This is a genomic window from Halopenitus sp. H-Gu1, from assembly GCF_041821145.1.
Lineage (GTDB): Archaea > Halobacteriota > Halobacteria > Halobacteriales > Haloferacaceae > Halopenitus.
Window position 1 is genome coordinate 199,295 of the sequence record NZ_JBGUBC010000002.1, and the last position, 24,717, is coordinate 224,011.

Genomic DNA, 24,717 nt, shown 5'->3' on the forward strand with positions numbered 1-24,717 from the left:
CCGCCGGTTCGATCCGAACGGAACGTTCAACTCGGCCGGTCGAGTTGACGTCAGTATGCCGGAGTTGATGGAGACGTATCTCGAGAATCGGTGGTTCGTCCAGCCGAACCAGGCGAACAATCTCGGAACCGCCCACGGGGGAAACGTCCTCAAGTGGATGGACGAACTCGGCGCGATGTGTGCGATGCGATTTTCCGGCGAGACGTGTGTGACGGCGCATCTCGACGAGGTGAACTTCCGCCGTCCCGTCCCGGTCGGCGGGATCGCACTCGTCAAGGCATACGTCTACGGAACCGGCGAGACGAGTATCCGAATCCGAACCCGGGTGTTCCGAGAGGATCCCGAAAGCGGCGATCAGGAACTCACGACGGAATCCTACATGGTCTTCGTCGCCATTGACGACGATCGAAACCCGATCCCGGTTCCCGAACTCACCGTCTCGACCGACGAAGGGCAACGGCTTCTGGATGCCGCGCTCGACGACGAATCGGCGTGATGGGTGGCGGGGCCAGCGCCCCGTTCAAGACGGTCCGGTTTTGGTGTCGACGTCCTCATTTGGATCTCCGTCCGCGTTCGCGTCGATGTCCTCATTCGATGTTCGCATCCTCATTCCACGTTCGCATCCGTTTTTGCTGTCCTCGTCTCCGTCCTCGTCTCCGTCCCTTCCGTCTCCGTCCTTACCCCGTCCCTTCCGTTCGTCTTACTGCCTCCGCGTGGGCAGTCTCGGCAGCCGCGATCATTCCCTCGATCGATTCCCGGGAAGCGAGATGGGTCGAACAGTCGCAATCGGATGCGCCGAAACCGGCCGCGGGACCGGCTCCCAGACGGCTTGCGACGGCACACTCGACGTCGTAGCCGGTCGTCCGGACCACGTCCTCGATCGTGACCGTCGGCTGACCGAGCAGATAATCGACGTGCCAGTGGCGGGTCTCGCGCTCGCCGGCGGCCAGTTCCCGGTGCCGATCCACCCGGGCGAACCCTCCGCTTCCGAGTGCACTGCCGGTGTAGGCGTAGCCGCCAGCAGGGAACTCGATGGTTCCGAGTGCGCCGACCGGGATCGCGGTCGGCTCCGGAACCGAGATCACGAGCGTGTAGGTCCCGCCGGTCGCGGAGCGGTCACTCATCGCTCGACCGTTCATCGAGAACGCATATACGAATTTGGGTCCTCGTGAAGGCGGTGTTCAGATACGGAGGAGAGGCGGTGCGTTTTCAAAGTGATCGATGCCCGAAAACGACCGCCTCAGCGGCTGTTTAGACGAAATAAACGTGGAGTTTGTGGAGCGAGAAGCAACACCGCCGCTGTTGATGGAGCTCAGTATCCATCTTCATCTGTCTAAATTATCGCTTTCGAATACTGTTTTATTTCTTGAGGTATTCGGTGTTGATCGGGTTCGATCCACGGTTCATAACTGGGTACACAAGGCCGATCTACAGCCAGAAACTGGTCGGAGCCCGAATCACGTTGCGGTTGATGAGACCGTGATTCAGCTTGACGATGAACAATACTGGCTGTACGCCGCCGTCGATCCTGATTCAAACGATTTGCTGCATACACAGCTTGAGCCGACGAGAACGAACGTAATCGCAGATCGGTTTTTCGCCAAGTTCCGCCACAAACACGACGTGGATGACGCGATGGTTCTCGTCGATGGAGCGGTTCCACTTCAGCGAGCCTGTCGCAAACACGGCCTCGACTTCAGATATGAACGACAGGGAAATCGGAACAGCGTCGAACGTGTCTTTCGTGAGGTAAAACGCAGAACTAACAGTTTCACAAACTGTTTCAGCAACGCCGAAGCAGAAACTGCTAACGAGTGGCTGAGATCGTTCGCTTTCGCATGGAATCAGCTTATCTGAACACTACCCTATCTGCCCTGTCTCGTCAGCGACGATGGAACTTCGAGTCGATCACTCGATCAGACGTTCGATGTCCGCGTCGAGTTGTTGATAGATCTCCTCGACGGCCCGTTCCTGTTCGGGGGCCAGCGGTCGGATCGGTGGTCGAACCGTACCGCCGTGGAGACCGGCCAGATCGAGGCCTTTCTTGACTACGGGAACGCTCACCGCACCGGGAATCGTGTTTTCGGATCCGGTCTTCTCCCGGAAGCGTTGATAGGGCAAACAGGCATTTCGAAGCTTTCGCGCACGCTCCCAGTTCTCCGCCGAGAGTGCATCGAACAGTTCCAACCCGATCTCGGGGCGGAAGTTGCTGACCCCGGCGGAGAATCCCTCCACTCCCTCCGCCCAGTAGGAGACGGCATACGGTTCGGCGAGCCCGTCGACCCACACCACGTCGTCCGCGCCGGCCTCGATCCCCTCTGCGAGGGTCACGGGCTGTTTCAACGCGTACTTGATCCCGACGACGCCATCGATCCGCGTCAACTCCGCCAGAAACTCCACGGAGGGATCGAAACTCCGAACGTAGGGTGCAAGCGGGGCCTCGCTCATCGCGTCCAGTTTCCGGTAGTACTCGATCAGTCCCCGCTCGTGGACGTAGGTGTGATCCGGCGGCATGACCATCATCGCATCGACGCCCGCTCGATCGTATCCTTCGATCAACTCGCCGGCGTCATCGAGGCTTCCCCCGACGCCCCCGAGAACGCAGGCGTCGGACGGTACCGCGTCGATGCTTCGTTTGACGACCTCGATGCGTTCTCGTTGTGACAGCGAGTGGTACTCGCTGATGTTGGCGGCGGCAAGAAACGTCCGTATACCGGCGTCGTAGTGTGCCTGTGCGTTCTCCTCGATCTTCCAGTATTCGATCTCCCGGTCCTCGTCGAACGGGGTAAGTAGGCCGACGGCGACCCCACGAAGCCGTTGCCTGACCCGATCATCAGCTGCTACCATCGTGGTGAGGGGTGTAATCCCACTGTATTAAACCCCCGGTATGACCTATGGCGATCGACGTCGATCGAGGGCACTCATGAGTACCTCGTGTTGGTCCCGATTCATGAGTACATCGTGTTGACCTCGATGATGTTCGTCGCCTGCGCGAGGGTCCGGTAGAGATCCTCCTCCAGACGGTCATCGGTCATGCGCTCCAGCGGACCCGAAACGCTGAGTCCGCCGAGCACGTCGCCGTCCGGATCGCAAACCGACATCCCGATGCATCGAACTCCGGGAATGTTCTCCGCGTCATCGATCGAGTAGCCACGTTCCCGCGTACGCTGGAGTTCCTCGTGGAGTTCCTCGCGATCCGTGATCGTCGAGTCGGTTCGTGCGGGGAGCCCGTGTTCGTCGATGATTCGATCGACCTGTTCGCGAGGGAACTCGGAAAGCATCGCTTTGCCGAGCGAGGTGGAGTGCATCGGCATTCGCTTTCCGATTCGTGAGGCCGTCTTCACCGCGGCGTCGCCGTAGGACTTGGCGGTGTACACCACCTGACCCTGCTCCTCGGTTCCGAAGTGAACCGCCTCCCCCGTCTCATCGGCCAACTCACGCACCTTTTGTGTGATCTGTTGGTCGGCGAGTTTCCCCTTTGCGTGTTCGGCGAGATCGAGAAACTCTAGGCTCAGTCCATACTCCCGGTCGGTTTTCACCACGAGCCCCTCCTCGCGAAGGGTCGCCAGGTGGGCGTGAACGGCGCTTTTCGAGAAGTCCAGCTCGTCGGATATCTCGGTCACACCACACCGTCCGCGGTCCTTCAACACGTCGACGATCCGGCAGGTGTTTCGAACGGCCTCGATCCGTTTTGAGTCGCTCGTTGCCATGCCCGCTTTCCGATGCGGTGTCATTTAATTCTGTTCTCTTCTCTCGAACGATTCGAGCGTCAAACCCGTTCTCCCGACTCGGATCGGTCCGGACGTCACTCCAAACCATTCCACGAGGAGTCTGCTTGACCTCCGACCTGCGAGCACATCGTTCGAGATCCGCGGAATACGGCAAGTGACGACCGACGGTACTCGCTCCGATGGCGCTCGATCCTCACCGCATCGCTTCTTTACAAAACTACATATGTAATTTCCTTCTGGAAAACGATTCGAATGTCGTTTTCCTGGCGCGAACGATTCTGGGCGGCGGCCGTCCCGATCGGACTCGGTGACGTCGACACACGTTCGCGGCAACCCTTCGAAGGATCGTGGTACTCCGAAACGACGGCGAACCGACGGCCGCATCCACCAGGTTGAGGTGGCAGTCGGGCTTCACAGCGAATCCGCCAGCAAAAGCGTCGATACGTGGTACGCTTCGTCGACGAGTCCGCAGAACCCGTTCCCAGTCCAGTTACCTCCGATCCGTCCAGTACTGCCACGCATCGGAGGATCTGCCACCATCGGCCTAGAGGACCTCCTCAGTCACGAACGTGTCGTCAGGAATGAGAAACGAGGAGCGACGCGTTGTCAGAGTCGAGAAACGAGGAGTGACGTGTTGTCAGGGGTAAAAAACGAAGATCGATCCCGTGGCCCACCCGAGAGGGCTCGGCGGATTCACTCCTCGATGCGATATCGCTCAACGGCCGCCTCGTCGAGCGTGATCCCGAGCCCCGGTTCGCTTGGCAGGTCGACCGATCCATCGTCCGGCTCGATCGGGTCCTCGAGGAGTTCGTCCCGAAGCGGATTTTCGCTCCGGTCGAACTCGAAGAGGACCGGCTCGGGAAGCGCTCCCGAGTGGGGATACGCCGGAATCGATGCGGCGAAGTGGAGCGATGCGGCCAGTCCGACCGCCCCATTCCAGACGTGCGGTCGAATGCCGACGTTCTCGGTCGTCGCAAGCTTGCCGATGAAGCGTGCCTCCGAGAGCCCCCCGCAGTGCGTGAGGTTCGGCTGGACGATGTCGACGGTTCGGTCGTCGATGAGCCGCTTGAACTCGAATCGGCTGTAGTGGGCCTCTCCAGCCGCGAGGGGGACGTTCGTCGTCCGGGAGAGCTCGCGATAGCCGGATTCGTTCTCCGGCGGGATCGGCTCTTCGGCCCACGTGATGTCGTACTGCTCGATCGCCTCGATCGCCCGCGCCGCCTGTTTGGGCCGGTAATTACCGTTGTAATCGACCATGATGTGGGCGTCCTCGCCGAGCGTCTCACGGGCGGTCTTCACCCGCTCGACGTCGTCGTCGATCCCTCGGCCGATCTTGATCTTCGCCGCATTGAACCCCTCGTTGAGGGCCTCCTCCATCGGTTCGGCCGGATCCTGTCCCCATTCGGTGATGTACATGGTCGAGGCGTACGGGACGTTCTCGACCGGATCGGAGCCGTCGATGAAGCGGTCGTCGTCCGCGGTTCCGAGCAGGCGATGGATCGGTTCGCCGATCTCCTTGCCCTTCAGGTCCCAGAGCGCGATGTCTGCCGCGCTGACCGCACTGTGGACGATCGGTCCCCGACCCATGTGGTAGTCGCCGGCGTAGACGTCGGAGGTGAGCGTCTCGACGTCGTGCGGGGATCGCCCTTCGAGGTAGGGCGCGACGACCTCCTCCATCGCCCGGGCAACCGTCTGCGGTGGCGCGGAGGCCTCTCCCCATCCGACCGCCCCATCCGCCGTCTCCAGTCGAAGGAGCGTCACCGCACGGCTGTGCGTTATGCCACGGGTGCCGCCAAAGCCGCGGTCGTCCGGCAGCGCATACGATAGCGGGATCGCTTCGATCGATCGAACTTCCATGGCTCTAGTGGTGATCGCCCGGATGAAATATCTGTTGAACGAACTCACCGTATTTGCCGGATCGCGATCCTGACGAATGATCTGCAGATTTATTATGTGGAAACAGAACCGATTCGTATGGACGTTCTAGTGACGGGTGCATACGGACGGTGTGGCACGGCGATAATCGATCATCTTCACGACGATCCGGCCTACGAGTTCACCTATCTGAATCGCTCCGACAGGGACGAGGATCATCCCTACGGCGGCTACGACACCGTCGTCGCGGACGTCGGCGACTTCGAAGCGGTCCGATCGGCCTTCGAAGGAATGGATGCTGTCGTTCACCTCGCGGCGTACCCGTTCGTCGACGGAAACTGGAGCGACGTGCTCGAGCCGAACATCGTCGGGACCTACAACGTGTTGGAAGCCGCTCGGGAGACGGAAATCGAGTCGGTCGTCTTCGGGTCGACGAACCACGTCATGGGGATGTACGAGGAGGAGTTTGCTCCGGATCTCTACGAGCCCGGATTCGACCTGCGACTCAGCCACGAGGATCCCGTTCGGCCCGACTCCCACTACGGGACGAGTAAGGTGTTCGGCGAGACGATCGGGCGCCAGTACGTCGAGAATCATACGTATCCGGATCAGTTCTACGCGTTGCGAATCTGTTCCGTGCGCCACGAGGAGCACGATCACCCGTACGGCGATGCCGAGGCCGCCGTGGAGGAGGGTCGCATCGAACGCGGATCAGAGGCGTACCGCCAAGAAGTGAAACGCATGAAGGCGACGTGGAACTCCCGGCGGGACTTCGCCCACCTGGTGGATCGATGCCTGCAAGACGACGAGGTCTCCTTCGGGATCTTCAACGGCGTCAGCGATAACGATCGACGCTGGTTCGATATCGAGCATGCGAGGGAGCTCCTCGGCTACGCACCCCAGGATAACGGCGAGACCTGGGACGAACCACCGGCGTGATCTACGGAGCGTCTTCGACGGTGGCGGATCGGTGCGGCCAAACTTCCCGTGGTGAACGATAGCAAAAAACTTAACAATAGTCGCTTAGCAACTGCTTGTGAGGCGACTTCATGGCTAAAGATAGCTCGACTGATAGCATAAACCGACGGAAGTACATCAAACTGGCTGCCGCGGCCGGGACCGTGTCGCTCGCTGGTTGCAGCGGTAACGGCGGGAACGGTGGGAACGGAAACGGCGGCGGAAACGGAAATGGCGGCGGGAATGGGAACGGCGGAAGCAGTGGAAACGGAAACGGCGACGGCGGGCCGAACCCGCTGGAGATCCAGCACTGGTGGACCGCCGGCGGCGATGCGGTGGCGATGGAAGCGCTCAAGGATGGATTCAAGGAGCGAAATCCGGACATCGAGATCAAGGAGAACCCCGTCTCCGGGGGCGGAGGACAGAACCTTCAGGCCGTGATCCGAGAGCGCGTTCTCAACAACGATCCGCCGAGCACCTGGCAGGACTGGCCCGGCCGGAACCTCTCCGATTACGTCGAGGCTGGCGCGCTCAAGGACATCGGGTATATTTGGGAAGGCGACTTCGAGGAGAACGTCCGTGATGGTGCAAAGCTCTCTGCCCGCGCGGGCGATCCGGACAACCCCTACGTCGCGGTTCCGATGAACATTCATCGGATAAACAACCTGTTTTACGACATCGGCCTTATCGAGGACGCGGGCGTCGATCCGAGTGGCATAAGCGACCCGGAGGAGCTAAACGAGGTACTCGTCCAGATCGAGGACGCTACCGACGCCGCCGGGCTCTCGATTCAACAGTCCGCGGCGTGGTCGACGTTGCAACTGTGGGGGAACGTCCTGATGGGCATGTACGGCGCCGAGACGTACCGAGAGTTCCGAAACGGGGAGGACGTCCGTTCGGAGGTCGGTGATTCGCTCGGAGTCACTGCAGAAATGATCGATCACCTCACTCCCGACGCGGGCTCGATCGACAACGACGAGGCCGGTAACAAGGTCGTTCAGGGTGAAGCCGGGTTCGCTCAGGAGGGCGACTGGCTCGCCGGGAACTACCAGGAAGTCGAAGATTACGACTTCGAGGACGATTGGGACCACATCCCGTTCCCCGGAACCGAGGGTGCCTACCAGATCAACACCGACGGATTCCCGTATCCGAAGCCGAATCCGTCGCCCGAGGCCACGGACGCCTGGATGGAATGGGTCGGCAGCGCGGAGGCACAGGAGATCTTCAACCCGCTTAAGGGCTCGATCCCGATCCGTACCGACGTCTCCATGGACGAGTTCCCGCCGTTCTTGACCCGTCAGTACGACGACTTCCTGAACTCCGACACCCAGCCGCTGACCATCGCTCACGGCGACGGCGTGACTCCCCAACAGGACGTCGCGCTCAAGAATGCGATGTCCCGATTCATTGAGAACCGGAACGTCGACGAGACGGCGGATGCGTTGTTGAGCGCCATCCAGTCCTGACGCGAATCTCGGTCCCGAGAGACTCGGGAATTCGACCAATACATCTTCCGAAGTTGTTTTATAGTTTCTCTCTAACACCCGTATTGTTGATGAGTGTGATCAGCAAACTCCGTTCGGTGTTCGACGAGTCCGAACAGGGGGACCGATCGGAGACCGTCGCGACGCCTCGATCGTATTTTCGGAGTGATTTCGTTCGTTCAATGCCGTTCTGGCTGCCGCCAACGGTTCTTCTTGGAATCTTCGTGTACGGCGGCATTCTGTGGAACTTTATCATCTCGTTGACTGATTTTGCGGGGATCGTTCGTCCCGAGTACGCGGTCGGGAACTTCGATTTCGAAATGTATGCTCAGATGTTGCAGGATCCCGCGTTCTGGGATGCAGCGACCAACACGATCGTTCTGCTTCTCGTATTCACGGTGTTATGTTTGATCGTGGGGCTGGCGCTGGCGATCGTCGTCGATAACGTATTGAAATGGCAAGGCGTCTTCCGGACGATCCTCCTGTTGCCGTTCTCGTTGTCGTTCGTCGTGACGGCGGTCTTCTGGCAGTGGATGTACAACCCTGAGATCGGCGTTATCAATACGATCTTTCGCGCGATCGGGCTTGACGTCCTCGCGTTGAACTGGATAGGCAATCCCAGTTTGAAACTCTATTCGGTCATCATCGCGCTCGTTTGGCAGTTCAGCGGATACGCGATGATAATCTATCTGGCCAATCTTCGAACGATCCCGGATGCACACTATGAAGCGGCGAGGATCGACGGTTCGGGATTCTTCACGATGTATCGAAAGGTGATCATTCCACAGTTGAGTTCGGCCGCAGTAAGTAGCGCGGTCGTATTGATGGTATTCTCGCTGAAGGCGTTCACGTGGCTGTTCGTCGTCTTCGGCCGTAATCCTGGTCCCTCGGCGGATATCCTGGGCGTGATGATGTACCGACAGGCGTTCGCCGCCAACCAGTGGGCCTACGGTGCGGCACTCGGGACCGTTCTGTTCACGATGACGATCGTTATCCTGGCACCGTACCTCTACTGGCAGTACCAACGGGGGGAACTGTGAGCGTGTTCGCTCGTACGGGTGGCCGCGTAGGTAGACACGACCGATCACAAGCGTTCCCTTCACCGGCGGATCCAACTCGAGGTCACAAGCATGCAAGCAACACGTGATATGATCCGGCTTCCCGAATCGATCTCACGAAAACACGCGGTCGCCTACCTCCTTGCAGTGGCCGGTGCATTGATGTACCTCTCGCCGCTGTATGCGGGATTCACGACGTCGTTTAAGACGCAGACGGCCTTCGCCGAGACGCTGCCCACCGCTCTTCCGCCATCGGGAGGATTCACGCTGGAGCCGTGGATAGTCGCCTGGCAAACGCTCTCGCCGGCGATGTGGAACAGCCTGCTGTTCACGCTCCCCGCGATGGTGTTCTCGGCGGTACTCGGCAGCATCGCGGCGTTCGGGTTGACGATGGTCGATTGGCGTGGACAGATCGCGCTCATGTCCGCGTTCATCATGGCGAATTTCCTCCCGAAACAGGCGATCCTCGTACCCCTCTCGCAGTTCTGGTCCGTGATCGGACTGGAATCGATACTCGCGAACCTGGGGATCATGTCGCTTTGGTTCGTTCAGTCGAAACACGTCACGATACTGACGTTGATCATCACCCACACCTGTTACGGGATCGCCATCTGTACGCTCCTGTTCCGGGGGTACTATCTCACCATCGATCAGGATCTCATCGAGGCCGCGCAAATCGATGGATCGAACATCTACAACATCTATCGGACGATCATCCTTCCGCTTTCGTATCCGATGTTCATGGTGGTCTTCATCTTCCAGTTCACCCAGATATACAACGAGTTCCTCTACGCGTTGATCCTGGTCGGCGGGACCAGTCCCTCCACGGGTGCTCCGGTCACGCTCGTGTTGAACGACCTCAACAGCGGGTATGCAGTGTTGTACAACCATCAGATGGCGGGTGCGTTCATCGCAGCGATCCCGACCATCATCGTCTACGTGTTGTTCGGTGAGCAGTTCGCAGAGGGTGTCAAATACTGACGAGGTGATTAGACATGGCAAATTTGAGTTTCAACGACGTCACGAAAACGTATCAAGACGAAAGCGGCGAGATCGTCGCGGTAAACGACCTCAACATGGACATTCGCGACGGCGAGTTCCTGATCGTCGTCGGGCCAAGTGGCTGTGGCAAGACGACGACGCTCCGGATGATAGCCGGATTGGAAACCGTCTCCGAGGGCGACATCCAACTCGATCGGACGCCGATCAGCGGCAAACGGCCCCAAGAGCGGGATATCGCGATGGTGTTTCAGTCCTACGCGCTGTATCCCCACATGACCGTTCGAGAGAACATGAGCTTCGGTCTACAGCAGTCGACGGATCTCGATAGCCAGGAGATCGACGAGCGCGTCACGGAGATCGCGGAGATGCTCGGCATCCCCGAGCTTCTCGATCGGGTTCCCGGCGAGCTCTCCGGTGGCCAGCAACAGCGGGTCGCGCTCGGGCGTGCGATCGTCCGCGATCCAGAAGTATTCTTGATGGACGAACCGCTCTCGAACCTCGACGCCAAGTTGCGTGCCGAGATGCGCACGGAACTCCAGCGGCTCCAGGAAAAGTTCGACACCACCACCGTCTACGTTACCCACGACCAGACGGAGGCGATGACCATGTCCGATCGCCTTGCCATCCTCAACGAGGGGGAACTTCAACAGTTGGGGACGCCGATGGACTGCTACTACGAACCGAACAACCTGTTCGTGGCCGGATTCATCGGTGAACCGTCGATGAACTTCATCGAGTGCTCACTCGAGGGAACCACGCTCGTGAGCGACTTCTTCAGCTACGAACTCTCCGGGAAGACCGCGGACGAACTCGGTTCGGCGACGGAGGTGACGCTCGGCGTTCGTCCCGAGGACGTCACGGTGCTTTCGGAGCCGGTCGAGGATAACGACATCGGGGTCACCGTCGACGTCATCGAGCCGTTCGGAAAGGAGAGCAATTTCTATCTCCGCCCGAGGGACGACGCGGTCGAGGAGACGATCGTCGCCACGGTTCCCGGTCGTAAGGAGGCGAGTGCCGGCGACTACATCGGTATGCGCTTCCCCGAGGAGTCCCTTTACGTGTTCGATAAGCGTGACGGATCGGCACTTCGACATCCCGTCACCGAACGAGAGGAGCTGTTCTCTGCAGCCGAGTAGCACCCCTGTTGCTCACCGAAACGGTCACGAACGCGAACTGGCCGACGAATTCTATGAGTTGCTTCGCCGCTTCGCGATACCGATCGCCCATCCCACGGCGTGGGCCCACGCCAGAATCGCGTACCCGAGAATCGCGATGCCGAGAAGATCCCCTATCGGGCCACCGTTCGCCCGCATGAGAGCGATCAGACCGCCGACGCCGAGCAACGCGATGCCGCTCGACCCCCACGCAACCAGATACTCAGTCCGCGAGGCGATCGTGGAAATTCGGGAGTCGAACGTCTGCCGAGCGGACGTGGACTCCCCGACGTGTGCGATCGCGATCGGGGCCAGATAGGCGAAGAACGCGACGACCGAAAGGATCGTCACGGAGACCACGAACAGGAGGATACCGCCGTCCGATCCGCCCGTCGTGCCGAGGGCAAGTAGAACCCGCTGCCCCCCGAGGAGCGTGAGAACGGGGATGATCGCGGAGGCCGCCACGACGGTCGTCCCACGCAGTCCGGCTCCGACTAACGTGGAGGCCTGCTCGATCGCCGGCGGAGTCTTCTCCCCGACGGCACTTTCGGTGAGCACTCGGGCGATCACTCCGATCCCGACCATCGCCGGGATGATCGCTACGGGAAACAGGACGGCGATTCCGAGTTGGAGAACCCCCATTGTGGCAAAGAGGCTCGCAAGCACGAGGGCGAGCAGTTGTGTCCCTGCCGTATCGCTAATCGGATATTTGGCGTATCGTTCGACCATCGTGGCTCGAAAGGAACGAGAGATACAACAACGCTTCGATGCATCCTGAACGACCGTTTGGATCCTGAAGTACGTGTCTCTTTATTTGACGGTAGCGGCTGTGCTCGCTCATCGGTCTTTATCTGATTATATAATATAAATTGGTATAAATTATTTCTAATATATGCACAGTCTTTTCGATCTAATGAACGGGATTACTACATCAACGTTGTGGGTTATTAATTAGTACATTTAACTTTTCCCGGATAGCTCGATCGACGATTCGGTGTCCGTTTTGCTCCGATCCCTTGCCTCGGCTATCGGAGCGATATCACCCTCTCGACCTCCGAGCACGATCCGCCTCGATCGCCGAGCGCGACCAGTATGTACATGGCCTCGGGACCAAAATGCCGTGGCATGCAGGCGGACATGTGTTGGAACGATCGCGGACCGGCCAACACCGACCCGTTCGAGTCAGGTGCGACAGCCGGCAGGAAGAGGCGTGAGGGGGCCGATCACGTGTGAACTGGAACTACCGCCACACGGTGTTAACGCTCTGTATGTTGGCGTTCTTCGTGACCTACTTCGCCCGGCTTGCGATCAGCCCGGTCGTGCCACTCATCGTCGAGGACTTCTCGGCGTCGAACACCGCGATCGGTATGGCTCTCTCCGGGATGTGGTTCGCTTACGGCGTCTCACAGTTTCCAAGCGGGATCCTCGCGGACCGCTACGGGGAACGTTCGATCATCCTCCTGGCGGTCGGCGGCACCTCGGTAATGAGCGTTCTGTTGGCGTTTGCTCCCGGGCTCGTCGCCTTCGGACTCGTTGCGATCCTGCTCGGGCTCGTGGCCGGCCTCCATTATGCGGTCGCGACGACGCTGCTTTCGCGAACCTTCGATGACATCGGGACCGCGATCGGGATCCACTCCGCGGGCGGGCCACTTGCCGGACTTACCGCGCCGGTCGCCGCCGCGTGGATCGGCACACGCTACGGATGGCGCCCCGCGATCGCCGTTTCCGCCGCCGTCGGCGTCCCGATCGCCGTGCTCTTTTTCTGGCGCGTTCGACCGACGGACCCGCGACGGCCCGACCAACGGATGCGCGAACGGGTCCGGCTCGAACCGCTTTTCGAACTGCTCTCGCGGCCGTCGATCGTCTTTCCGCTCGTGCTCGCGATGATCGGAACCTACGTCGTTCAGGGACTCCTGTCGTTTCTGCCCACGTTCCTCGTCTCGGTTCGTGAGTATACGACCGCGGCTGCGGGAACCGTCTTTTCGGCGTTCTTTCTCGTTCGGGCGGGCGCACAAGTCACGATCGGTCGGCTCTCCGATCATATCGGCCGCGACGTCGCGATCGGTCTTTCGATGCTTGCCGGCGGGATCGGCACGCTGTCGTTCGTCCTCGGCCCCGGGGTCGCCGGCGTAGTGGCCGGGATCGTCCTCGCGGGATTCGGTTCGAGCTTCTTTTCGGCGATCGATCCGCGATTCATGGATGCACTCGGGGATTCCGAACGCGGTGCCGGTTTCGGACTGGTCAGGACCGTCTATACCGTCGTCGGTTCTGCCGGATCGGTGGGTGCCGGACTCGTCGCGGACACGTTCGGTTGGGACGTCTCGTTTCTCGTGCTCGGCGGGCTGTTCACCCTGGCGTTCGCCACGATCGTCGCCAACGAGGTGCTCGGATTCGGGTATTGACCCCGACCCACGCCCGTGATCACCATGCGCCGTCGACGTGCCGGTCAGAAATCGTCGATCCGGCGCTGGTCGGCGGGGAGTTCCGGTTCGCCGGTGTCGGGAGTGGCACCGAGGAGCCGCGGCAACGCGGTATACGCGAACGTGAGCGCGAGCACGAGAATGATCGGAGCCAAAAACAATCCATGAAAGCCGAAGACGACTGGACCAAGGATGTACGCGAGCATCAACAGCCCGACGTGGGTCGTCTCGCCGCTGAAGTAGGGTCGCAAGACGAGATCGGGGATCGTGTCGACGATCACGATCGTCACGACGAGGAATCCAATGACGTATCCGAGCGCACCCGTCTCGCCGGACAGTACTGGTGAAGCCACCATCACAACCGCAAGTGGGAGGTAGACGATCTTCATTCCGACTGCGGGGATCAGGCTTGCCACGCCCGTGAGCACCCCCGCAAGCGCGGGATAGGGAACCTCAACTGACGCCGGGACCAGGACGTTATAGCCCATGTAGGTGGCGACGGCGATGATCGAGATCGCGATCACGTTGAGCAGGTTGCCGAACAACACCGCTTCCAGTTCCTGGTCTGCCGTCTCCAGATACTCGCGCACGATCGCATCGTCGTCGAAGGTGAGGAGCCACTCGTGGGCCTTCGAGCCGTCGATGAGGAGGTAGTACGTGACGATGACGATGATGAGCAGGTTCAACAGAAAACTCGAGAGCGTTGCGGTGAGAAAGCCGGCGTGTTCGAGTCCGAACTCGATAAGCGGGTCAAACCCGCCGGAGCGGTAGAGTTCCACGATCGCATCGAAGGTCAACTCCGGCGGCGTCGCCTCAGGATCGAGCCAATCAACGTTCTCGGCGGCCGCCTCCATCACCGGAGACTGCTGGACGAACTGGCGAACCTCGGTGACGAGCAGGACGACTGTGTAACTCAACAGTAACACGAGCGGAACGCCGATGATCGACAACGCCAGACCGGCCCGAATCCGCGCCGGAAACCGGAACCGCTCGAGCAGGCGATAGAACCGCCTCGTGGAGTAGTACAGAAAGACCGCAACGGTGAGGGCCGCGACAAACTGATAGGCGACATAGCCGGTGATGAGGGCGACGATGAGGCCGAAGAGGGCGACGACGAACCGCTTTTCGTCCATATCCCGGGGTCTCGGCCCCGAAGTATATATCTTGTTCCCGTTTATCTCTCTGAGCTCCCGTCCTCGGAGTGAATCGGAATCGTGACGACGGGGACGGGACTCGCCCGGATCACGTGCTCCGTGACGCCGCCGAGATGGACGAGCCGCTCCAACCCGGTCCGCCCGTGGGTTCCCATCACCACCATCTCGGCCGGATAGGCGTCGATCGCCTCGAGGATCTCCGTGGAAGGGACGCCCCGACGGAGGTGCTTTTCGACGCTGACTCCGAGGTCTGCACCCAGTCGCTCGATCTCCTCGACGGCTTGCTCGCCCTCGCGTTCTGCGGCCTCAACGGGAAGATCGAATTCGGTCGGGACGTGCCGTTCGTCGATCACGAAAAGCGCGTGCACCGTCGCATCGAAGCGGTCGGCCAATTCGATCGCCGCCTTGGCCGCCTCGGACGATCCTGGGCTTCCGTCGGTGGGTACGAGAAGGGTCCCGTACATCGTCTCTCGTGGGGTCTCTGGAGCCCCGGTACCATCAATCCACCCGCCGATCCGGCCAGCACCGCTGCCGTTCGGAGCCCTCTCGTGGATGCGAGGACGTTCGTGGATCGACACCGATTTATTCTGGAGTGATACCACGAAGGTATGGAACGCACGTCAGACGACTTCGGTGGCCTCGGGCTGGGAACGATTCGGCGGTTCGCGGGCGAGATGGGGCCCTCGTGGGTCGCGGGATCGATCGCGGCAGGCCCTGCGACGATGGCGAGTCTCATTACTGCCGGCGCGAGCTCCGATTACGACCTCCTTTGGGTCGTCGTGCTCTCCGCAGTCGCCGGCGCGCTCGCCCAGTACCTCGCGATGCGGCTCGGATTGCTCACCGAACGCGGGATCGTCGCCGTCGTCGAGGAGCACCTCGGCAAGAAGTGGGCGTGGATCCTCGTCGCGGATGCGGTGATCGCCGCCGGTGTCGCACAGCTCGTGATCATGAACACCGTCGCGGCCGTCTCCTCGACGATAACGGGCATCGACGCCCGAATCTGGGGTGTGGTCTGGGCACTCGCCCTTGCGATCGGGCTCGCCGGCCGGGGGTATCGCTTCCTCGAAATCTTTGCGAAAGCCCTCGTCACCGCGGTCGTGATAGCGTTCGTCGCCTCGGTGTTCGTGGTGCCGATCGATCCGGGTGCGGCCGCCCGGGGACTCGTTCCGTCGCTCCCCGGCGGCAGCGCACTCGTCGCCGCTGGCATCCTCGGCGGCGCGGTCCACATCACGCTTATCACGATGCACTCGTACACCATGCGGGCACGCGGGTGGACCGACGACGACTATGATCTGGCGACCCTCGACGTCGGCGCGTCGATGCTCGTCGCCTTCGGGATCTACAGCATCGCGATCTTCCTCGTCGCTGCAAGCGTCCTCTCCGATCCCGATTTGACGACGGTGAGCGCGGCCACCGCCCTCGGCCCGCTTGTCGGCCAAAGCGCGAAGTGGCTCTTTCTCCTCGGTCTCGGCGGCGCGGCAGTTTCGACGCTCGGCGGGAACACGATCGTCCCGCCGTTCCTGTTGGCTGACAAGCTCGGATGGGGGACGACGGTGGCTGATACACGCTACCGAGCGCTGCTTGCGGCGGTCGCGCTCGGTTCGGCCCCCGGCGCGTTCATCGGCGGTGAGGTCCTCGGCCAGCTCGTGTTGGTGCTTGCGGTCGGGACGGTCGGCACCCCCTTCGCCATCGCAATCGTGTTGTACCTGCTGAACGCGGACGCCGTCTCCCGGCCGACGTCGACCCTCGCAAACGTCGGCGGAGTCGCGTTGTTCCTCGTTTCGGGAACCCTCGCAGCAAACTTCCTCCGCGAGCAGATCGCCTCCGGTGTCGGGCCGCTGTCGGGAGCAGTCACCCTCTTCGGTGCCATTCTCGCCGTCGCCGTCCTCCTCCTCGCGGGCAAGTACGCCCGGGAGGAACTGCTCGCCTAGCGACCGGTCCAAAGCTGGTCCCGCTGCGACGCGTCTGGACACCACGACGAGTACTGTGGCCTCTCGGACCGCCTCGACGGCCGAACGTCTCCGGACGGCCGAACGGCAACTCGTTCGAAAGCGATCGACGACCGACTGGGACCGATGACCGGGCGAACCCGGTATCCCCCGGCGATCGGGGCCATATTTAACCTCCCCCGACATACATCTCGAAACGATGGGCGATCTCTCGGGACTCTTCGCGCCGTCGCGGGTGGCCGTGATCGGCGCGACCGAACGTGACGGATCGGTCGGCCGCGCCGTGATGGCCAACCTGCTCGCGGACTTCGAGGGGGACGTCATTCCCGTCAACCCGAGCCATGAGTCGGTGCTTGGCGAGCCATGTGTGTCGTCGATCTCCGACACCGAGTCGGTGGACCTGGCCGTGGTCATCATCCCTCCGGAGGCGGCCGTCGAGGCGGTCCGAGAGGCCGGCGAGGCCGGCGTGCGGAACGTCGTGGTCATCACGGCAGGGTTCAGCGAGGCCGGCAGCGAGGGAGCCGCCCTTGAGCGCGAGTTGGAGGCGGCCGCCACCGAGCACGAGGTGAACCTGGTCGGCCCGAACTGTCTCGGGGTGATAAGCACGTCAGTCGGGTTGAACGCGACGTTCGCTCCCGAAAACGCCCTGCCGGGATCGATCGCGTTCGCGAGCCAGTCCGGCGCCATCGTCACGGCGGTTCTCGACTGGGCGAGCCAGCAGGAGATCGGGTTTTCAGACGTCGTCTCCCTGGGGAACAAGACCGTTCTCGATGAGACCGACTTCTTCGAGACGTGGGGCGAGGATCCGGATACCGACGTGATCCTGGGGTATCTCGAGAGCATCGAGGACGGGCGGCGCTTCCTCGATCGGGTTCGTGAGGTGACTCGCGAGACGCCGGTCGTCCTGCTCAAATCCGGGCGCACGGAAGCGGGCGCGAAGGCCGCCTCATCGCATACGGGCGCGATAGCGGGCAGCGAGCGCGCCTACGAGGCGGGGCTCGCCCAGGCGGGGGTCCTTCGAGTCGGATCCCTCGAGGAACTGTTCGACGCCGCTCGCGCCCTGGCTCACCAACCGTTCCCCGACTCCGACGGGGTCGCGGTCGTGACGAACGCCGGCGGTGGGGGCGTGCTCGCGACCGACGCGATCGGAGATACGCGGCTGTCGCGTGCCACCTTCGAGGAGGAGACGATCGAGGCACTTGAGGAGGCGCTTCCGTCGGGCGCGAATCAGTATAACCCCGTCGACGTCATCGGTGACGCCGACGCCGATCGATTCGATCGGGCGCTCGAGATCGTCCTCGATGACCCGAACGTCGGAGCCGTGGCCGTCCTTTCGTCGCCGACCGCGACGGTCTCGTATGACGAACTCGCCGAGGTCATCGCCGATCGCATGGCGGAACACGAAATCCCGATAGCCGCGTCTCTGATGGGTGGCGACCGCGTCACGAGCGCCGAGCCGATCCTTCGTGAGGCCGGCATCCCGAACTATTTCGATCCTGACCGGGCCGTCCGCAGTCTGGAGACGCTGGCGGACCACCGCGACGTTACGACGCGCGAACGGTCCACACCGACGACCTTCGACGTGGACCGGGATCGGGCCGAATCGGTTCTCTCACGGGCACGCGAACGGGACGTTCCGAACCTCGGCGTCGAGGGGATGGAACTGCTTGATTCCTACGGGATCGACACGCCCGACTCCGAGATCGTCTCGGATCCCGACTCGGCGATCGCGGCCGCAGAGCGTATCGGCGACCCGGTCGTGATGAAGATCGTCAGCCCGGACATCATCCACAAAACCGACATCGGGGGGGTGAAGGTCGGCGTCCCGAAATCGGAGGTCGCGGACGCCTACGAGGATCTGGTCTCGCGAGCGTACGCCTATCGCTCGGATGCGACCGTCCTCGGCGTCCAGATCCAGGAGATGGTCGACCTCGATGACGACGTCGAGACGATCGTCGGCGTGAACCGCGATCCACAGTTCGGCCCGCTCGTGTTGTTCGGGCTGGGCGGCGTCTTCGTCGAGGTGTTCGAGGACACCGCCGTTCGGGTCGCGCCGGTCACCGAACGCGAGGCACGGGAGATGGTCGAGGGGATAGACGCCTCTCCGCTTTTATCCGGCGTCCGGGGCAGTGAACCGGTCGCGATCGACGCGGTCGTCGAGACCATCCAGCGGCTGTCCCAACTCGCCGACGACCATCCGGAGATCCTCGAACTCGATATCAACCCGCTCGTCGCGAGCCCGGACGGCGTTATGGCCCTCGATCTCAGTGCCACGCTCGATGAGGAAACGACGAACGATCGACCCCAGGAGCGGGACCAGGAGACGACACGATCATGACAACGATACTCGTCACCGCAACCGAAGAGAGCACCGGAAAGACCGCCATCACCCTCGCGCTCGCCGCCATCGCTCGCGACCGCGGGCTCTCGGTCGGCTACATGAAACCGAAGGGCACGCGCCTCGAGAGCGTGGTCGGCAAGACGCTCGATACGGATCCGATGTTGGCCCGCGAGGTTCTCGATCTCGAGGCTGGCATCGCCGATCTCGAGCCGATCGTCTACTCGCCGACGTTCATCGAGGGTGCGATGAGCGGTCGCGAGGATCCGGACCGCCTCGCGGAGACCGTTCGCGACCGCTTCGATGAACTATCGGCCGACCGGGATCTCATGGTGATAGAAGGCGGCGGGAGTCTCTCAACCGGTGGCGTCATCGACCTGACCGATCCGGAGGTCGCAGCGTTGCTCGATGCGCGCGTCCTCCTCGTAGCCGACCACAACCGGCCAGGAGACGTCGACGACGTGCTTGCGGCCGTCGACGTGATCGGCGACCGGATCGCCGGCGTCCTGTTCAACCGCATCGACGAGGGAATCCACGACGCCGTCGAGTCGGACGTCGCACCGTTTCTGGAGGGATGCGGCGTTCCCGTTCCGGGCGTCCTCCCCCGAGTTACCGAGCTTGCGGGGACCACCGTCGGCGAGTTTGCCGAGGAACTCGGCGCCGACGTGTTGACGGACGCCCCCACCGATGCCTACCTGGAACGGCTACTCGTGGGTGCAATGGGGGCACAGGCGTCCTTGCGATACTTCCGACGAACGCGGAACGCGGTGGTCATCACCGGCGGCGACCGCTCGGATATCCACACGACTGCCCTCGAGGCCTCCGGCGTCCAATGTCTCTGCCTTACGGGCGGTACGCGCCCCTCCGAGGCAGTCATCGGACTCGCCGAGGAGCGGGGCGTGCCGATACTGCTCGTCGATAGCGATACGCGCTCGACGATCGAACGCGCCGACGACATCATCCGAAGCGGTCGAACCCGCGATGAACGGACGGTCGAGCGCATGCGTGAACTCCTCGAGACCCACGCCAACGTTGACGCCATGCTGGACACTCCGGACGGCATCGGCGAAGTCGACGCCAGCGACGTCGACGATTCCGGTGCCGATGATTCCCCCTCGACGTAATTCGGATATCGGGAGCTACGAGACCGACGACGTTCCGTTCGTCAAGCGGTATTCCCTCGGTCGGTCCGTCCGCGGATGACCTGAGACTCGGATCTTACAGATCGAATCGCTCCGCGGCAGTTTCCATGTCCTTGTCGCCACGCCCCGAGAGATTCACGAGGATCGTCTCGTGGGCTCCTGTCTCAGCCAGCTGGATCGCGCGGGCGATCGCGTGGCTCGACTCAAGGGCTGGAATGATCCCCTCCGTCTCGCTCAGCTCCCGAAAGGCGGCGAGGGCGGCATCGTCGTCGATCCCGGTGTACTCCGCACGACCGAGTTCCCGGAACATGGCGTGTTCGGGACCGACGCCCGGGTAGTCGAGTCCGGCCGAGACCGAATGGACGTCGACGTCGTCACCGATCACGCGCGTCTTCATTCCGTGGATGACGCCCTCCTCGCCGCGTGCAAGCGGGGCAGCGTGGCGGGTCGAGTCGGTTCCTTCACCGCCCCCCTCGGCGCCGTAGAGGGCGACGTCGTCCTCGCGGAACGCATGAAACAGGCCGATCGCGTTCGATCCGCCGCCGACGCAGGCAACCGCCGCATCGGGCAACTCGCCGGTCCGATCGAGGAACTGTTCGCGGGCCTCCCGGCCGATCACCGACTGGAAGTCCCGGACCATCCGCGGGAACGGGTCGGGGCCGACTACGCTTCCAACGAGGTAGTGGGTATCCTCGACGTTGCCCGCGAAGTCCTCCAAAGCGGCATCGACGGCGTCGGCGAGCCCCGCGCCGCCGCGGGTCACCTCGTTGACCGCCGCGCCCATGAGCCGCATCCGGAAGACGTTCATCCGCTGTCGCTCGACGTCCTTTTCACCCATGTAGATCTCCGTGTCCAGATCCAAGAGCGCGCCGACCATCGCAGTCGCGGTACCGTGTTGGCCCGCGCCCGTTTCCGCGATCAACCGATCCTTGCCGGCTCGTTTCGCCAACAGCGCCTGGCCGAGCGTGTTGTTGATCTTGTGGGCACCGCCGTGAAGCAAGTCCTCACGTTTGAGATAGATATCGGCCCCGTACCGGTCGCTCAGCGTCTCCGCGTGATATATCGGGGTCGGCCGTCCGGCGTACTCTTCGAGGTATCGTCGAAGGTCCTCCTGGAACACCGGATCGTCCGCGAACTCGTCGTAGGCGCTCGCGAGCCGTTCGAGTGGTTCTTCGAGCGGGTCGGGAACGTGTCGTCCGCCATAGCCCTCGAAATCACCGTTGGACATTACGCCGTGGTTTGGCGGGCGATCGCTTAAATGTCCCTCCGATCGCGAGAGGGAATGGGGTGTCCCGCCATCCTGACGTGTGGGAAGTTATTATGTCACATGATACCGTGTATTCAAACGTATCCATGGTACCGATAGCCGATCTTCGAGAGATGTACGAGAACATGGTGACGGCGCGTCACTACGAGGAACGCCTCCAAGAGGAGTATCTGGAGGGTAAACAGCCGGCGTTCGATATTTCCGCGGGTCCGATCCCGGGTGAACTCCATCTGGCGGCGGGACACGAGGCCGCCGGCGCGGGCGTCTGTCAGCACCTCCGTGATTCGGATACGGTGACCGCCCCGCATCGACCCCACCATGTCGCGATCGCCAAGGGCGTCGACCTAAAGCGGATGACGGCGGAGATATTCGGACGACGAACCGGCCTCGGTAGCGGGAAAGGTGGCCACATGCACCTGTTCGATCCCGACGTCAACTTCGCGTGTAGCGGCATCATCGCCGAGGGCTGCCCGCCGGCGGTGGGCGCGGGCATGGCCGCGACGCGGCGAAACACCGACGATGTCGCGGTCGCCTTCCTCGGTGAGGGAGCGATCGACCAGGGCGCGTTCCTCGAGTCGCTCAATCTCGCGAGCGTCCGCGATCTGCCGGTCGTCTTCGTGATCGAGGACAACGACTGGGCGATAAGCATGCCGAAAGAGCGCGTCACCGACGTCGAGAACGGGGCCAAGCGAGCCGACGGCTTCGACCTCCCCGGAACCCGGGTCGACTCCGACGACGCCGTCGCCGTCTACGAGGCGGCCCGGGAGGCGGTCGGGCATGCCCGCGATCGAAACGGTCCGGCGCTGCTGGAAGTGCAGGTCCACCGTCGGATGGGTCACTTCATGGGCGATCCCCAGGAGTACCGCTCCGAACGGGATCAGGAGGCCGCGATGCAACGTGACTCGATCGAGCGACTCGCCACGGACCTGCGCGGACGGGGAGTCGACGACGAGGAGCTGACGACTATCCGGGACCGCGCCCACGACCGTGTCGAGGAAGCGATCGCGTGGGCCAAAGATCAGCCGGAACCCGATCCGGCCGACGCTCACATGGACGCGTTCGTGAATCCGCCGTCGGGCGTGACGGACACCGAGCCCTCCATCGCGGACACGGGGGGTGAGGAGTGATGACCGTGACGGACCCGTCTTCGTCCGGGGACGCGCTGGCCGATGGCGGCGAACGACCCCTGACGATGAGTCGAGCGATGGTCGAAGCGATCGCCGACGAGATGCGCGATGACGATGACGTCTTCTACATGGGCGAGGACGTCGCCGACTACGGCGGCATCTTCGACAGCACTCAGGGGCTCTTAGAGGAGTTCGGCTACGATCGGATCGTCGACGTGCCGATCAGCGAGACGGCGTATCTCGGCGCGGCCGTCGGTGCGGCCCAGTCCGGATTGCGGCCGATCGCGGAACTCATGTTCGTCGATTTCTTCGGCGTGGCGATGGACCAGATCTACAACCAGATGGCGAAGAACACCTACATGAGCGGCGGGAACGTCTCCGTCCCGATGGTGCTCACCTCCGCCGTCGGCGGCACCTACAACGACGCCGCCCAACACTCCCAGACGCTCTATGGAACCTTCGCCCATCTGCCGGGGATGAAGGTCGTCGTTCCCTCGACAGCCTACGATGCCAAGGGATTGATGCATAACGCGATCCGGGATGAGGACCCGGTCGTCTACCTCTTCCACAAGCGACTGATGGGAATCGGGTGGATGCCCGCCCCCGATGGACCAAAGACACACGTCCCCGAGACGGACTACACCATCCCCTTCGGAAGCGCGGACGTCAAACGTGAGGGGTCGGACGTCACCGTAGTCACGCTCGGGTTGCACGTCCACCGGGCACTCGAGGCTGCAGCGTCGCTCGGGGAGGAGGGGATCGACACGGAGGTGATCGACCTGCGGACGCTCGTTCCCCTCGACATCGAGACGATCCGCGAGTCGGTCTCGCGAACCGGTCGGTTAGTCGTCGTCGACGAGGACTACCGGTCCTTCGGCGTCACCGGCGAGGTGATCGCTAGCGTGGCCGAGGACGGTCTCGGCGACCTGGAGGCGGTCGAGCGGGTCGCCCTGCCGGACGTTCCGATTCCCTACGCCCGGCCCATGGAAAACGAGGTTCTCCCGAACGTAGCGGACATCTCCGAGGCGATCCGGTCCGCGGCAGGCGAGCAATGAGCGATGCCGACGATCGTGTCGCCATCGATACTGCGGACGTCTGGCCCGAGGATGCCGACGCCGAGGAGGCCGTCGTCGTCAACTGGTTCGCAAGCGAGGGGAGCCACGTCGAGGCGGGCGAGAATCTACTCGAATTTCAGATCGAGAAGGTGAGCGTCGACGTTCCCGCGCCCGTCTCCGGGACGGTCGTCGAGATCGCCCTCCCGGAGGACGCCGAGTTCGAACGTGGTGAGATCGCCGGATGGATCCGGCCGGAGTGAGTCCTCCGGGAACTCCCTCGGAGTGATCGTCCGGTGACTCACTCTTCGAGTCACACTTTAACTCCCTCTTCAACTCATTCCTCGATTCATTCCTCGATTCATTCCTCGACGAGCGATCCGAACAGCTCGTCGGCGTCTGCCGGCACGTCGAAATCGTGGAAGTGTTCACCCTTCTCCTTGCTCAATACGTTGAGCGCGGCGGCGGCGCCATCGCCCGCCGAGATGACCGCCTGCCACTCCTCGGCGCGGACCATCGCGCCGGTCGCATAGGCGTCCTCGACTGACGTCTCCATACTCACGTCGACGTCGACGACGTCCTCGTCGGTGAACGCACACCCGAGCGATTCCGCGAGATCGCGGCTCGCCCCCGTCGCCAGAACGACGTAGTCGGCAGCGTGTTCCTCGCCGTCAGCCGCAACGACGAATCCGTCGTCGCTTTCGGAGACGTCAGTCACCTCCGTTTCCTGATGTCGTTCGACGCCAAAGTCGTCGACCTGATCGCGGAGAGTGTCCATGTACACCGACCCGTCGATCGAGCCGATACCGGGATAGTTGAACAGGTGGGCCTTATGCATCCAGGTCTCGTCGGCGTCGAAAACCGCCGTCTTCAAGCCGTTTTTCGCGGTGAAAAGCGCCGCGGTCAGTCCCGCCGGGCCGCCGCCGATGACGAGTATGTCGCTCATGTTCGATCCATCGGTACCCGTGGCCATAAATTTCCGTGAACACGAACCCGGGAGCAGCGGT

At 62.3% G+C, this 24,717-nt stretch carries 24 protein-coding genes; 14 read left to right on the top strand and 10 right to left on the bottom strand.

The annotated features are described in order from the left end of the window. Window positions 1–55 precede the first annotated feature (55 nt). Entirely contained in the window at window positions 56–496 is a 441-nt protein-coding gene (locus tag ACERIT_RS02620) for an acyl-CoA thioesterase (protein ID WP_373673251.1), read from the top strand. A gap of 181 nt (window positions 497–677) precedes the next feature. Here the strand turns inward: ACERIT_RS02620 and ACERIT_RS02625 are convergent, their stop codons facing one another. Further along, the gene (locus tag ACERIT_RS02625; RefSeq protein WP_373673252.1) at window positions 678–1,124 is read right to left on the bottom strand and encodes a DUF123 domain-containing protein; all 447 of its coding nucleotides are present in this window, start codon (window positions 1,122–1,124) and stop codon (window positions 678–680) included. 97 nt (window positions 1,125–1,221) lie between these two features. On the opposite strand from ACERIT_RS02625, the gene ACERIT_RS02630 reads away from it, so the two are divergent. Beyond that, a complete protein-coding gene (locus tag ACERIT_RS02630; RefSeq protein ID WP_373673253.1) occupies window positions 1,222–1,857 on the top strand; it encodes an IS6 family transposase in 636 nt (211 codons plus the stop codon). A gap of 51 nt (window positions 1,858–1,908) precedes the next feature. Here ACERIT_RS02630 and ACERIT_RS02635 read toward each other — a convergent pair whose 3' ends face one another. From ACERIT_RS02635 to ACERIT_RS02650, 4 genes are all read right to left on the bottom strand, one after another. After that, entirely contained in the window at window positions 1,909–2,847 is a 939-nt protein-coding gene (locus tag ACERIT_RS02635; RefSeq protein WP_373673254.1) for a dihydrodipicolinate synthase family protein, read from the bottom strand. A gap of 101 nt (window positions 2,848–2,948) precedes the next feature. Next, on the bottom strand, window positions 2,949–3,710 hold the full coding sequence (locus tag ACERIT_RS02640; RefSeq protein WP_373673255.1) for an IclR family transcriptional regulator: 762 nt from the start codon (window positions 3,708–3,710) through the stop codon (window positions 2,949–2,951). Window positions 3,711–4,142: 432 nt separating this feature from the next. Beyond that, the gene (locus tag ACERIT_RS02645; protein ID WP_373673256.1) at window positions 4,143–4,271 is read right to left on the bottom strand and encodes a hypothetical protein; all 129 of its coding nucleotides are present in this window, start codon (window positions 4,269–4,271) and stop codon (window positions 4,143–4,145) included. Window positions 4,272–4,424: 153 nt separating this feature from the next. Then, window positions 4,425–5,588 (bottom strand): mandelate racemase/muconate lactonizing enzyme family protein, encoded by a 1,164-nt coding sequence (locus tag ACERIT_RS02650; protein ID WP_373673257.1) that lies wholly within the window; start codon window positions 5,586–5,588, stop codon window positions 4,425–4,427. Window positions 5,589–5,705: 117 nt separating this feature from the next. Between ACERIT_RS02650 and ACERIT_RS02655 the strand changes: the two genes are divergently transcribed. The 5 genes from ACERIT_RS02655 to ACERIT_RS02675 all read left to right on the top strand — a co-directional run bounded on the left by ACERIT_RS02655 (window position 5,706) and on the right by ACERIT_RS02675 (window position 11,243). Beyond that, the gene (locus tag ACERIT_RS02655; protein WP_373673258.1) at window positions 5,706–6,545 is read left to right on the top strand and encodes an NAD-dependent epimerase/dehydratase family protein; all 840 of its coding nucleotides are present in this window, start codon (window positions 5,706–5,708) and stop codon (window positions 6,543–6,545) included. A 110-nt stretch (window positions 6,546–6,655) separates the two neighbouring features. Beyond that, window positions 6,656–8,029, top strand: a complete 1,374-nt coding sequence (locus ACERIT_RS02660; RefSeq protein ID WP_373673259.1) for an extracellular solute-binding protein — start codon at window positions 6,656–6,658, stop codon at window positions 8,027–8,029. 200 nt (window positions 8,030–8,229) lie between these two features. Next, window positions 8,230–9,087, top strand: a complete 858-nt coding sequence (locus ACERIT_RS02665; protein WP_373673260.1) for a carbohydrate ABC transporter permease — start codon at window positions 8,230–8,232, stop codon at window positions 9,085–9,087. A gap of 90 nt (window positions 9,088–9,177) precedes the next feature. After that, on the top strand, window positions 9,178–10,086 hold the full coding sequence (locus ACERIT_RS02670; RefSeq protein ID WP_373673261.1) for a carbohydrate ABC transporter permease: 909 nt from the start codon (window positions 9,178–9,180) through the stop codon (window positions 10,084–10,086). 14 nt (window positions 10,087–10,100) lie between these two features. Beyond that, window positions 10,101–11,243: an ABC transporter ATP-binding protein gene (locus tag ACERIT_RS02675; RefSeq protein ID WP_373673262.1), complete on the top strand. Its 1,143-nt coding sequence runs from the start codon at window positions 10,101–10,103 to the stop codon at window positions 11,241–11,243. 51 nt (window positions 11,244–11,294) lie between these two features. Here ACERIT_RS02675 and ACERIT_RS02680 read toward each other — a convergent pair whose 3' ends face one another. Further along, window positions 11,295–11,990 (bottom strand): DUF4013 domain-containing protein, encoded by a 696-nt coding sequence (locus ACERIT_RS02680; RefSeq protein ID WP_373673263.1) that lies wholly within the window; start codon window positions 11,988–11,990, stop codon window positions 11,295–11,297. A gap of 500 nt (window positions 11,991–12,490) precedes the next feature. On the opposite strand from ACERIT_RS02680, the gene ACERIT_RS02685 reads away from it, so the two are divergent. Beyond that, entirely contained in the window at window positions 12,491–13,663 is a 1,173-nt protein-coding gene (locus tag ACERIT_RS02685; RefSeq protein ID WP_373673264.1) for an MFS transporter, read from the top strand. A gap of 44 nt (window positions 13,664–13,707) precedes the next feature. Here ACERIT_RS02685 and ACERIT_RS02690 read toward each other — a convergent pair whose 3' ends face one another. Beyond that, window positions 13,708–14,814 (bottom strand): AI-2E family transporter, encoded by a 1,107-nt coding sequence (locus tag ACERIT_RS02690; protein WP_373673265.1) that lies wholly within the window; start codon window positions 14,812–14,814, stop codon window positions 13,708–13,710. A 41-nt stretch (window positions 14,815–14,855) separates the two neighbouring features. Next, window positions 14,856–15,299, bottom strand: coding sequence for a universal stress protein (locus ACERIT_RS02695; protein ID WP_373673266.1), 444 nt, complete (start codon window positions 15,297–15,299; stop codon window positions 14,856–14,858). A 144-nt stretch (window positions 15,300–15,443) separates the two neighbouring features. Between ACERIT_RS02695 and ACERIT_RS02700 the strand changes: the two genes are divergently transcribed. The 3 genes from ACERIT_RS02700 to ACERIT_RS02710 all read left to right on the top strand — a co-directional run bounded on the left by ACERIT_RS02700 (window position 15,444) and on the right by ACERIT_RS02710 (window position 20,246). Beyond that, the gene (locus ACERIT_RS02700; RefSeq protein ID WP_373673267.1) at window positions 15,444–16,766 is read left to right on the top strand and encodes a divalent metal cation transporter; all 1,323 of its coding nucleotides are present in this window, start codon (window positions 15,444–15,446) and stop codon (window positions 16,764–16,766) included. A gap of 217 nt (window positions 16,767–16,983) precedes the next feature. After that, the gene (locus ACERIT_RS02705; protein ID WP_373673268.1) at window positions 16,984–19,122 is read left to right on the top strand and encodes an acetate--CoA ligase family protein; all 2,139 of its coding nucleotides are present in this window, start codon (window positions 16,984–16,986) and stop codon (window positions 19,120–19,122) included. Beyond that, window positions 19,119–20,246 (top strand): phosphotransacetylase family protein, encoded by a 1,128-nt coding sequence (locus tag ACERIT_RS02710; RefSeq protein ID WP_373673269.1) that lies wholly within the window; start codon window positions 19,119–19,121, stop codon window positions 20,244–20,246. The genes ACERIT_RS02705 and ACERIT_RS02710 overlap by 4 nt, the downstream gene beginning before the upstream one ends. A 94-nt stretch (window positions 20,247–20,340) precedes the next feature. On the opposite strand, the gene trpB is transcribed toward ACERIT_RS02710, so the two are convergent. Next, entirely contained in the window at window positions 20,341–21,492 is a 1,152-nt protein-coding gene (gene trpB / locus ACERIT_RS02715) for a tryptophan synthase subunit beta (protein ID WP_373673270.1), read from the bottom strand. Between the two features lie 152 nt (window positions 21,493–21,644). Here trpB and ACERIT_RS02720 point away from each other — a divergent pair, with 152 nt between their 5' ends. From ACERIT_RS02720 to ACERIT_RS02730, 3 genes are read left to right on the top strand one after another with little or no spacing between them, the layout of a single operon-like run. Next, window positions 21,645–22,658: a thiamine pyrophosphate-dependent dehydrogenase E1 component subunit alpha gene (locus ACERIT_RS02720; RefSeq protein ID WP_373673363.1), complete on the top strand. Its 1,014-nt coding sequence runs from the start codon at window positions 21,645–21,647 to the stop codon at window positions 22,656–22,658. Then, the gene (locus ACERIT_RS02725; RefSeq protein ID WP_373673271.1) at window positions 22,658–23,713 is read left to right on the top strand and encodes an alpha-ketoacid dehydrogenase subunit beta; all 1,056 of its coding nucleotides are present in this window, start codon (window positions 22,658–22,660) and stop codon (window positions 23,711–23,713) included. The genes ACERIT_RS02720 and ACERIT_RS02725 overlap by 1 nt, the downstream gene beginning before the upstream one ends. Then, the gene (locus ACERIT_RS02730; RefSeq protein ID WP_373673272.1) at window positions 23,710–23,973 is read left to right on the top strand and encodes a lipoyl domain-containing protein; all 264 of its coding nucleotides are present in this window, start codon (window positions 23,710–23,712) and stop codon (window positions 23,971–23,973) included. Before ACERIT_RS02725 ends, ACERIT_RS02730 begins: the two co-directional genes overlap by 4 nt. 98 nt (window positions 23,974–24,071) lie before the next feature. Here ACERIT_RS02730 and ACERIT_RS02735 read toward each other — a convergent pair whose 3' ends face one another. After that, window positions 24,072–24,656 carry an NAD(P)/FAD-dependent oxidoreductase gene (locus ACERIT_RS02735; RefSeq protein WP_373673273.1) on the bottom strand — a complete coding sequence of 195 codons (585 nt, stop codon included), beginning with the start codon at window positions 24,654–24,656 and terminating at the stop codon, window positions 24,072–24,074. Between the last annotated feature and the right edge of the window lie 61 nt (window positions 24,657–24,717).